Source organism: Streptococcus danieliae, assembly GCF_025447695.1.
GTDB lineage: Bacteria > Bacillota > Bacilli > Lactobacillales > Streptococcaceae > Streptococcus > Streptococcus danieliae.
Genome location: NZ_JAOBSU010000067.1, coordinates 1 through 10,105 on the forward strand (window position 1 = coordinate 1; position 10,105 = coordinate 10,105).

Here is a 10,105-nt window from a genome sequence, read left to right on the forward strand (position 1 = left end):
ATTTTTATGAAATTGATGATGAGGAGTCAGAATCCTGACATTATTTTCAAAAAGAATAAGCAACGGGAATGATTCTGAATGATTTTAGTTGACAAACAAAGAGGACCTTGATAGAATGGGAATGTCCGTAAGGATAGAGACCCCTTCTTGGTGGTGGGCTTGCCAGTCCCTCGCACTCGGATGGGGAAGAAAAAAGGAGAGAAAAAATGGCAATCTCAAAAGAGAAAAAAAATGAAATCATTGCACAATATGCGCGTCATGAAGGTGACACAGGTTCTGTTGAAGTTCAAGTTGCAGTTTTGACTTGGGAAATCAACCACTTGAATGAGCACATCAAAGTGCACAAAAAAGACCATGCTACTTACCGTGGTTTGATGAAAAAAATCGGACGTCGTCGTAACCTTTTGGCTTACCTTCGCCGTACAGATGTTAACCGTTACCGTGAATTGATCCATTCATTGGGACTACGTCGTTAATCAAAAAACTGCCTGCGGGCAGTTTTTTTGTTGCGAAAAACACCTGGATGAAAATCCAGGTGTTGGGTCTTAGGCTTGGCCAAGTTCTTGGCTATAGCGGATGATTTGTTGGACGGTGTCATCCAAGAATTGGATGGTGTCACGGAGGGGTTTTTCAGTGCTGAGGTCGGCACCGAGGACTTTGGCAGCTTCCAAAGGTGGGAGACTACCGCCCAGTTTGAGGAAGTCTAGCCAAAATTTTGGATTTTGGCTTTCTTTGAGGCGGAGGAAGCCGACGGTGGCTAGGACTAGACCAGCGGAGTAGGTATAGCTATAGAGACCCATGTAGTAGTGGCTTTGGCGCATCCAGGTAAGGGCGGCATCGTCATCAATTTCGATAGCGTCACCCCAAAATTGGGTGAGGACGTCCTTCATGATGGCATTGAGTTTTTCCGCTCCAAAGACTTGGCCTTGTTCGATTAAGTTATAGACTTGGCGTTGGAAGGCAGCTTCCAAAAGATGGGTGATAAAGTTGTGGAAGTAGGTGTCTGTGAGGCGGTGGGCTAGGGCAAAGCGTTTTTGGCGTGGGTCTTCTAGCTCTTGCTCTAGTAGGTCACTCAACAACAATTCATTGAAAGTAGAGGGTGCTTCGACGGAGTAGGTAGACATGCTGGTGTTGAAGATGCTTTGATGGTTGTCAGAGAAGATAAATTGGCCAGAGTGTCCAATCTCGTGGATTAGGGTGTAGACATCGCTCATGCGTCCAGTCCAGCTCATGAGAACATAGGGGTGGACCTTGTAAGGGTCTGCGGCATAACCACCGGAGTCTTTGCCGGTGTTAGCTGCGAAGTCGACCCAGCGTTCTTCTTGGTAGCGTTTGACTTGGTCGACATATTCGGATCCCAAGGCATCAACGGAGCGCATGACGAGGTCGTAGGCTTCTTCGATGGAGACTTCTGGATTGAGTTGCGGATCCAAGTCCAGTTTCCAGTCGGCGAAGGTCATTTTGTCCAGTCCGTTGATTTGGGCTACGTGCTTGACAAAGGTCCGAGCGATAGGGGCAAACTCGTTCATAATGAGATCAATTTGCCGGTCGAAGAGGCTGCGGTCTACTTCCTGTTCGGCTAGGAGGTAGTCAAAGACGGAGTCGTAGCCCTTCATGTCGGCCATAATTTTTTCGGAGCGAACTTGCGCTAAGTAAGCTGCGGCAGCCGTTTCTTGGTGCTGGCGGAGAGCCTTGGAGAAGGAGCGGAAGGAGGCTTCGCGTACAGCCGCGTCTTCGTGGTTTTGGTAGTAGTTTTCGTAGCTGATGAAGGAGTTTTTATAGGTTTTATCAGCAACAACAAAGTCTTCCATAGCATAGTCACCAGCCCGCATTTTGCTGTAGATATCATGTGGTGCTTGGAACATTTCGCTGAGGTTGGCCAGCGTTTTTTCCGCCTCTTTGCCCAGATAGTGGGCTTTTTTAATTTTGGCTAAGCGAAGGGGCTGGCTCAGTCCAGGTAGGGCTTCCAGCTGATCCAAAATGGCTGGCTCGGCTTCAAGGAGGGCCGCGTCAAAGAAGGCCAAACCGACTTGGGCTTGGGTCCCAAAGTCGGTCCCTGCTTGGGCGATTTGGGCAAAGTCATCGTTGCCAAAATCGGTGGTTTGGGGCATAAAGGAATAGGTGAGGATGTGGCTGATCTGAATTTGAATCTGTTCCAGTACCTGGAAGGCCTCTTGGAAGTCCTCAAAGGTTTTTAGCTTGTCTTGATAGTTGCGTTGGAATTCGTCAATGTCCTGACTGGCTTTTTCGATGGCCCGTAGGAAATCCTCCCGATCTTGGTAGAGGGCGCTTAAGTCCCAGAGCTGATATTCCGGGAATTCTGAGCGGTGTTTTTGTTCCATAAATGTCTCCTTTCGTCTTTCTCTTAGTATAGCAATTTTTGCCCTGATTGTGGTAAAATAAAGGGGTCGGGGACTTTTGTGCAAAGATGAATCGAGCAGGTCCTGCTAGATTGATTTTTGTAGAAAATCCCCAATTAAATTTTAGGAGTTGTAGATGACCAAACAGGTATTTAAGACGACCTTTGCGGGTCGCGAATTGATTGTGGAAGCAGGCCAGGTGGCGCGTCAAGCCAATGGTTCTGTTGTGGTTCGTTATGGGGAAAGCACCGTCTTGACAGCAGCTGTGATGTCTAAAAAGATGGCGACAGGGGATTTTTTTCCACTGCAAGTAAACTATGAGGAAAAAATGTATGCCGCTGGGAAATTCCCGGGTGGCTTTAACAAGCGGGAAGGTCGTCCATCGACAGATGCAACCTTGACGGCACGCTTGATTGACCGTCCGATTCGGCCGATGTTTGCGGAAGGTTTCCGCAACGAGGTACAGGTGATTAACACGGTTCTTTCCTATGATGAGAATGCTTCTGCCCCAATGGCAGCCATGTTCGGTTCTTCGCTCGCACTGGGAATTTCAGATATTCCCTTTGATGGCCCGATTGCTGGTGTTCAGGTGGGTTATGTAAATGGCGCTTTTGTCATCAATCCTAGCCAGGAGGAGTTGGAAGCATCCACTTTGGATTTAACCGTGGCAGGAACTAAAGAAGCCATCAACATGGTGGAATCAGGGGCCAAAGAGTTGTCTGAGGAGATTATGTTGGAGGCGCTGCTCAAGGGGCACGCTGCTATTCAGGAGTTGATTGCTTTCCAAGAGGAAATTATTGCAGCGATTGGTAAGGACAAGGCTCAGGTGGAGTTGTTGCAAGTGGATCCAGTCTTGCAGGCAGAGATTGAAGCAGCTTATACCAAGCCTTTGCAAGCGGCTGTGCAGGTTGAGGAAAAATTGGCGCGTGAAGCGGCGACGACTGCTGTGCGGGAAGAAGTCAAGGCTGTTTATGAGGAGCGTTATGCTGACCATGAGGAATTTGACCGAATCATGCGGGATGTGGCAGAAATCCTGGAATTGATGGAGCATGCCGAAGTTCGTCGTTTAATTACGGAGGACAAGGTTCGTCCGGATGGTCGGAAGGTTGATGAGATTCGCCCATTGGCTGCGGAAGTAGACTATTTGCCGCGGGTTCATGGCTCTGGTCTCTTTACCCGAGGACAAACCCAAGCCTTGTCTGTGTTGACTTTGGCGCCAATGGGGGAGACCCAAATTGTTGATGGGCTAGATCCGGAATACAAGAAACGCTTCCTCCACCATTACAATTTCCCACAATATTCTGTGGGGGAAACCGGTCGTTATGGAGCGCCAGGACGGCGTGAAATTGGACATGGTGCCTTGGGAGAGCGGGCTTTGGAGCAAGTTTTGCCAAGTGTTGAAGAATTCCCTTATGCCATCCGTTTGGTGGCAGAGGTCTTGGAATCTAATGGTTCTAGTTCTCAAGCTTCGATTACTGCTGGAACCTTGGCCTTGATGGCAGGTGGGGTACCGATTAAGGCTCCGGTTGCGGGAATTGCCATGGGCTTGATTTCGGACGGGACCAACTACACAGTCTTGACGGATATTCAAGGCTTGGAAGACCACTTTGGAGATATGGACTTTAAGGTGGCGGGAACACGTGAGGGAATCACAGCTCTGCAAATGGATATTAAGATTTCCGGAATTACTCCTGAAATTTTGGAAGAGGCCTTGGCGCAAGCCAAGAAGGCTCGTTTTGAAATTTTGGATGTGATTCAGGCAGCAATTCCTGAGGTTCGTCCAGAGTTGGCACCGACTGCACCTAAGATTGACACCATTCAAATCGATGTTGATAAGATCAAGATCGTGATTGGTAAGGGTGGGGAAACCATCGATAAGATTATTGCGGAAACTGGTGTCAAAATTGACATTGACGAAGATGGTTTGGTGTCGATTTTCTCTCCCGACCAAGCGGCGATCAACCGGACCAAGGAAATCATCGCTGGCTTGGTGCGTGAAGCCAAGGTGGATGAAGTCTTTACCGGCGTTAAGGTTACCCGCATTGAGAAATTTGGCGCTTTTGTCAACCTCTTTGATAAGACGGATGCCCTTGTTCATATTTCCGAAATGGCATGGAGTCGTGTTAATCGTGTCGAAGATATTCTCGAAGTGGGCGATGAAGTGGATGTTAAGGTTGTCAAGATTGATGATAAGGGTCGGGTGAATGCTTCGATGAAGGTTTTGTTCCCGAAACCTCAAGGAGTTGAATAGAAAGGATCGCTATGATCAAAATCTATAATACCCTTAGTCGGCAATTGGAAGAATTTCGTCCCCAGGTTGAGGGTCAGGTATCTATGTATGTCTGTGGTCCAACGGTTTATAACTACATTCATATTGGAAATGCGCGTCCAGTTGTGGCTTTTGATACTATTCGTCGCTATCTGACCTATCGTGGGTATGAGGTCACCTACATCTCTAACTTTACAGATGTTGATGATAAGATTATCAAGCGGGCACTTGAGGAGGGGATCAGTCCAGAAGCAGTTGCGGATAAGTACATTGCAGCTTATTTGGAGGATACCCAGGCCTTAGGAGTTCTTCCGGCAACCAAAAATCCACGGGTTATGGACTACATTCCGGAAATCATTGCCTTTATTCAGGATCTGATTGCTAAAGACATGGCCTATGAAAGCCAAGGAGATGTTTATTTCCGGGTTCGAAAATCAGTTGGTTATGGATGTTTGGCCAATAAATCCTTGGAGGATTTAGCCCAGGGAGCTAGTGGTCGGATCGGCTCAGAAGCCGAGCGCAAGGAAGATCCTCTGGATTTTGCCTTGTGGAAGGCTGCCAAGGACGGCGAGATTTATTGGGAGAGCCCTTGGGGAGCAGGTCGGCCAGGTTGGCATATTGAGTGTTCAGTCATGTCAACAGAACTGTTGGGAGCAACCCTAGACATCCACGGGGGAGGGAGTGACCTCGAGTTCCCCCACCATACCAATGAGATTGCCCAATCTGAGGCTAAGACAGGTCAGACCTTTGTCAACTACTGGATGCACAATGCCTTTATCACCATTGATGACGAGAAAATGTCCAAGTCACTAGGTAACTTCCGAACTGTACATGACCTGTTGCAGACCATTGATGGTTCCGTTCTACGGCTCTTCCTCAATAGCCAGCACTACCGGCGCCCAATTAACTTCAGTGACAAGGCGCTTTATGATGCTGAGGTCAATCTTAAGTACCTGAAAAACACCTACCTGGCTCCGCTGCAGGAAGATGTGGACACGAGCCGCCTGCAGGACTTTGTTCAAGCCTTTGAGGCAGCCATGGATGATGACTTTAATACAGCCAATGCCCTGACCGTGCTCTTTGATTTGGCCAAATGGATCAACTCTGGCCACTATACCCAGGCTGTCAAAGAGACCTTTGGTCAATTCCTAGAGATTTTTGGTTTGGTTTTCCAAGAAGAGATTTTGGATGAGGAAATTGAAAAGCTGATTGCTCAACGCCAAGAGGCGCGGGCAGCCAAAAATTTCCAAGAAGCCGATCGGATTCGGGACATTCTTGCCCAGCAAGGCATTCGCCTTCTGGATACCAAGGAGGGAGTGAGGTGGCAACGTGACTGATGTGCGTCTGATTAATGGGATTGCCTTAGCCTTTGATGGGGATGCCATCTATTCGGTTTATGTACGCCAATACTTGATTCTTCAGGGGCTGACCAAGCCCAACCGCTTGCACCATGTGGCGACCCACTATGTGTCAGCCAAGGCACAGGCGCAACTGGTTCAAGCGCTGTTAGATCAGAACTTACTGACCGAAGAAGAGGTGGGGATCTACAAACGGGGCCGAAATGCCAACAGTCATACCAAAGCCAAAAATACAGATGTGGTCACTTATCGCATGTCGACGGGTTTTGAAGCCCTACTGGGCTACCTCCACCTAACTGGTCAGATCGACCGATTGGAAGAGTTGATCCAGTGGTGTATTCAAACCGTCGAAGCAAATCCGTAAAAGGAGAAAACCTATGAATATTGAAGAAATTCTCGCTGGCGATTTCTCAAGTATCGCAGGAACTTGGGAAAATGATTATGAAGAACGCCTGGTTTTTGATGACAAAGGTTTGGTGTCAGAGACTTATCAAGTAACCTTGACAACGGCTTTGGCTGAAGGAGGCTTTCTGAGTACCCAGTTTGAGCCGATTCGTGCCTTGGTTGGTGGTGCTTTGATTCGCTTTATTCCAAGTGGAATCGATGCCTCTAATCCAGATACACAAGATCGTTCCAAACATTTCAAGGATCGCATTTGGCTCAGTCAAAGCAATGGTGACCTGGCTTTTGCGCGTGAATTTTATTATAAAATAGACTAAAGACTAGAGTAAGGAGGGGTTTGCCCCTCCTTACTCTGTAAAGGAAAGAGCAGATGAATCAAACAGATATCATTTACGGCCTCCATGCGGTGATGGAGGCCTTGGAAGCGGGCACGGGTAATAAACTGTATGTTCAGGAAGATTTGCGAGGCAAGAAGGTCGATGCAATCAAAGAGGTGGCCCGAGACCAGAAAGTGCCGATTTCTTGGACCAGTAAGAAAAAGCTGGATGAAATGACCCAAAAAGGGGTGCACCAAGGGCTAGTCTTACGGGTCTCCGCCTATGCCTACCAGACCTTAGAGGACGTGTTGGCTAAGGCTGAGGGCCAGGAGAATCCCTTGATCTTGATTCTGGATAGTCTGACAGATCCCCATAACTTGGGTTCAATCTTGCGTTCGGCAGATGCGCTTGGAGTGGCAGGAGTGGTGATTCCTAAGCATCGGGCAGTTGGAATCACCCCGGTTGTTGCCAAAATTGCAACCGGAGCTCTAGAGCATGTACCGGTGGCGCGGGTGACCAATCTCAGCCAAGCCTTGACCAAGCTCAAAGAAGCCGGCTTTTGGATTTTTGGAACGGACATGGATGGGACCCCTTCGCACCAGTGGAATACAACTGGTAAATTGGTCTTGATTATTGGTAATGAAGGCAAGGGGATTTCTCCCAATATTAAGAAGCAGGTTGATGAAATGATCACCATTCCGATGGACGGCCATGTCCAAAGTCTGAATGCCAGCGTCGCTGCTGCGATTCTTATGTACGAAGTACACCGGAAACGCCTATGAAAAAACAGATTTTATTGGTCGATGGCTACAATATGATTGCTTCTTGGGAAAGTACAAAAGGCTATTTCAAACGCAATCAGCTGGATGCTGCGCGAAATCTCTTACTCAATCGCCTCAGTAATTATGCAAGTTTTGAAGGACTGGAAATTACCTGTGTCTTTGATGCCCAGCATGTGCCTGGAATCCGCCAACGCTACGATGAATTTCAGGTTGTAGTGATTTTTACCGAGGAAGATGAGACAGCAGACTCCTACATTGAACGGCTAGCAGCCCAGCTTAATACGGGCCGCAATCAGGTCTCGGTCGCAACCAGCGACTTAAATGAGCAGTGGACGATTTTTGCTCAGGGAGCCCTGCGAGTGTCAGCGCGGGAGTTGGAAAAACGAACAGCGGTGGTCAAGAAGGACTTGGATAAATTTGTGGACCAGGTCGATATTCAAACACCCCGTTTACCTCCCTGGTCTGAGCAAAATATGCAGGCCCTACAGGAGCTTTTGGGAGAAGTGGAGAACTAGTTAGGAAAGGCTTGTTATCAGCCTATGCCAGTGATCTAGCAGCCATGACCCCAGCGGAGTTTAAACAAGCAATCCGGGCCAGTGAAGGGCGGATTGTGCTGGGCGAAACGGTTGTGACTGCAGCACCCTTGATTGATGGAGTCAGCAATGCAGAGATGATGGCTGCTTTTAGTTGTGACTTGCTGCTCTTAAATGGGTTGGACGTCTTTGCGCCAGAAATTGTTGATTTCTACGACTGTGCCAATCCGGTCGCAGAACTCAAATACCTAACAGGCCGGCCGATTGGCATCAACCTCGAACCAGTAGATTCCTCCCAGCCCCTGTTGGAAAATCGCGTTGAGCTAGCACCAGGACGGCAGGTCAGCCCTCAGAGCCTCGAGCAGGCTCAGAAGTTGGAAGTAGACTTTATCGTGCTGACAGGCAACCCCGCAACGGGTGTCTCGCTGGCAGCCATTTCAGAGGCTATTTCCCTGGCCAAGCAGTATTTCTCAGGCCTAGTCTTTGCAGGTAAGATGCACGGAGCCGGGCTAGGAGAGGCTGTAGTGGATGGTCCCGCCCTACTGGATTTTGTTCAGCAAGGGGCAGATGGAATCCTGGTTCCAGCAGTTGGCACAGTCCCAGGTGTCCGAGAAGAGCTTCTGGCTCCTCTGGTGAGCCAACTCAAAGCTCAGGGGGCCTTAGTTATGTCGACCATCATATTGGGGATGGCTTTTACGGCCGCATGCCTGATCCAGAAAATATTCTGGCCCTTTCCCTAGCGGTTCGGGGAAAAAGACACATCTATTTTAAGATGGGCCAGTCTGTTAGAAGATGAGTCCTTCTAATTTTTTAAAAAGTAAGGAAAATATCTTGACGACCCTCATTAGATTTGATAGTATGGAATACGGTATTGTTTACCCCATTTGAAAGGCCCCGGAACCTTCCAAATACCCCGTGGACCGGAACATCCACATGTAAACAAAAACGAGATTGAATATAGGAGAAATCATGAACAAAACTACATACATGGCTAAGCCAGGTGAAGTTGAACGCAAATGGTACGTTGTTGACGCAACTGATGTCCCACTTGGACGTCTTTCTGCAGTTGTTGCTTCTGTTCTTCGCGGTAAGAACAAACCAACTTTCACACCTCACACAGATACAGGTGACTTCGTTATCGTTATCAACGCTGAGAAAGTGAAATTGACTGGTAAAAAAGCAACAGACAAGATCTACTACACTCACTCATTGTACCCAGGTGGATTGAAATCGATCTCTGCTGGTGAGTTGCGTTCTAAAAACGCTGTTCGCTTGATTGAAAAATCCGTTAAAGGCATGCTTCCACACAACACACTTGGACGTGCTCAAGGTATGAAATTGAAAGTATTTGTTGGTAGCGAACACACTCATGCTGCTCAACAACCAGAAGTTCTTGACATCTCAGGACTTATCTAAGGAAAGGAGCAGATTAAACTATGGCACAAGCACAATATGCAGGTACTGGTCGTCGTAAAAACGCTGTAGCGCGTGTACGTTTGGTTCCAGGTACTGGTAAAATCACAGTTAACAAAAAAGATGTAGAAGAGTACATCCCACACGCTGATCTCCGTTTGGTTATCAACCAACCATTTGCAGTGACTGCAACTACTGGTTCTTACGATGTATTCGTAAACGTTAACGGCGGTGGTTACGCTGGACAAGCTGGAGCTATCCGTCATGGTATCGCTCGTGCGCTTCTTGAAGTAGACCCAGACTTCCGTCTAAGCTTGAAACGTGCAGGTCTCTTGACTCGTGACGCACGTATGGTTGAGCGTAAGAAACCAGGTCTTAAAAAAGCTCGTAAAGCGAGCCAGTTCTCAAAACGTTAATCAAAACGATACTATCAACGTTTCAAAGCACTTTGCAAAGTTTTCGCAAGGTGCTTTTTTGATGAAAAAAGGGTTCTATAATAAGTTGTGTGGAAAGTTCAAATTCCATACAGCTTTTTTTGTCATTCAGAGCACAAAAAAAGCAATTCCTGTTAAACTGATAAGTGAACAAAAAAACATCAGAATAGGAATTGCTTTATATGGATTATAATACTCAAAAATTACTCGGAATTCAAGACCTAGACATCACTTTCA

Annotated in this window: 9 protein-coding genes and 2 pseudogenes; 10 read left to right on the forward strand and 1 reads right to left on the reverse strand. The window is 47.6% G+C overall.

What is annotated here, in order from left to right; genetic code table 11:
• Positions 1-206: 206 nt before the first annotated feature.
• Complete coding sequence (gene rpsO, locus N4310_RS05785; protein ID WP_135038137.1) at positions 207-476, forward strand: 30S ribosomal protein S15; 270 nt, start codon at positions 207-209, stop codon at positions 474-476.
• Between the two features lie 69 nt (positions 477-545).
• On the opposite strand, the gene pepF is transcribed toward rpsO, so the two are convergent.
• Positions 546-2,342: an oligoendopeptidase F gene (gene pepF, locus N4310_RS05790; protein WP_262092429.1), complete on the reverse strand. Its 1,797-nt coding sequence runs from the start codon at positions 2,340-2,342 to the stop codon at positions 546-548.
• A gap of 154 nt (positions 2,343-2,496) precedes the next feature.
• On the opposite strand from pepF, the pseudogene pnp reads away from it, so the two are divergent.
• The 9 genes and pseudogenes from pnp to rpsI all read left to right on the forward strand — a co-directional run.
• A pseudogene (pnp, locus tag N4310_RS05795) lies at positions 2,497-4,596 on the forward strand (polyribonucleotide nucleotidyltransferase); the annotation flags it as partial.
• A gap of 26 nt (positions 4,597-4,622) precedes the next feature.
• Complete coding sequence (gene cysS, locus N4310_RS05800; protein ID WP_262092431.1) at positions 4,623-5,966, forward strand: cysteine--tRNA ligase; 1,344 nt, start codon at positions 4,623-4,625, stop codon at positions 5,964-5,966.
• Positions 5,959-6,351: a Mini-ribonuclease 3 gene (locus N4310_RS05805; RefSeq protein ID WP_262092432.1), complete on the forward strand. Its 393-nt coding sequence runs from the start codon at positions 5,959-5,961 to the stop codon at positions 6,349-6,351. Before cysS ends, N4310_RS05805 begins: the two co-directional genes overlap by 8 nt.
• Before the next feature lie 13 nt (positions 6,352-6,364).
• The gene (locus N4310_RS05810) at positions 6,365-6,706 is read left to right on the forward strand and encodes a DUF6287 domain-containing protein (protein ID WP_160332352.1); all 342 of its coding nucleotides are present in this window, start codon (positions 6,365-6,367) and stop codon (positions 6,704-6,706) included.
• A gap of 53 nt (positions 6,707-6,759) precedes the next feature.
• Positions 6,760-7,488, forward strand: a complete 729-nt coding sequence (rlmB, locus tag N4310_RS05815; protein ID WP_262092433.1) for a 23S rRNA (guanosine(2251)-2'-O)-methyltransferase RlmB — start codon at positions 6,760-6,762, stop codon at positions 7,486-7,488.
• Positions 7,485-8,003: an NYN domain-containing protein gene (locus tag N4310_RS05820; RefSeq protein WP_160332350.1), complete on the forward strand. Its 519-nt coding sequence runs from the start codon at positions 7,485-7,487 to the stop codon at positions 8,001-8,003. Before rlmB ends, N4310_RS05820 begins: the two co-directional genes overlap by 4 nt.
• Positions 8,004-8,047: 44 nt before the next feature.
• A pseudogene (locus N4310_RS05825) lies at positions 8,048-8,817 on the forward strand (DUF7916 family protein).
• A 173-nt stretch (positions 8,818-8,990) separates the two neighbouring features.
• On the forward strand, positions 8,991-9,437 hold the full coding sequence (rplM, locus tag N4310_RS05830; protein ID WP_135038122.1) for a 50S ribosomal protein L13: 447 nt from the start codon (positions 8,991-8,993) through the stop codon (positions 9,435-9,437).
• Positions 9,438-9,457: 20 nt separating this feature from the next.
• Complete coding sequence (gene rpsI, locus N4310_RS05835; protein WP_262092434.1) at positions 9,458-9,850, forward strand: 30S ribosomal protein S9; 393 nt, start codon at positions 9,458-9,460, stop codon at positions 9,848-9,850.
• The last annotated feature ends 255 nt before the right edge of the window (positions 9,851-10,105 follow it).

Excerpts from the sequence above, each read along its gene's own strand:
- N4310_RS05810 (WP_160332352.1), top strand. The coding sequence starts at position 6,365 with ATGAATATTGAAGAAATTCTCGCTGGCGATTTCTCAAGTATCGCAGGA.
- rplM (WP_135038122.1), top strand. The coding sequence starts at position 8,991 with ATGAACAAAACTACATACATGGCTAAGCCAGGTGAAGTTGAACGCAAA.
- rpsI (WP_262092434.1), top strand. The coding sequence starts at position 9,458 with ATGGCACAAGCACAATATGCAGGTACTGGTCGTCGTAAAAACGCTGTA.
- N4310_RS05820 (WP_160332350.1), top strand. The coding sequence starts at position 7,485 with ATGAAAAAACAGATTTTATTGGTCGATGGCTACAATATGATTGCTTCT.
- cysS (WP_262092431.1), top strand. The coding sequence starts at position 4,623 with ATGATCAAAATCTATAATACCCTTAGTCGGCAATTGGAAGAATTTCGT.
- pepF (WP_262092429.1), bottom strand. The coding sequence starts at position 2,342 with ATGGAACAAAAACACCGCTCAGAATTCCCGGAATATCAGCTCTGGGAC.
- rlmB (WP_262092433.1), top strand. The coding sequence starts at position 6,760 with ATGAATCAAACAGATATCATTTACGGCCTCCATGCGGTGATGGAGGCC.
- rpsO (WP_135038137.1), top strand. The coding sequence starts at position 207 with ATGGCAATCTCAAAAGAGAAAAAAAATGAAATCATTGCACAATATGCG.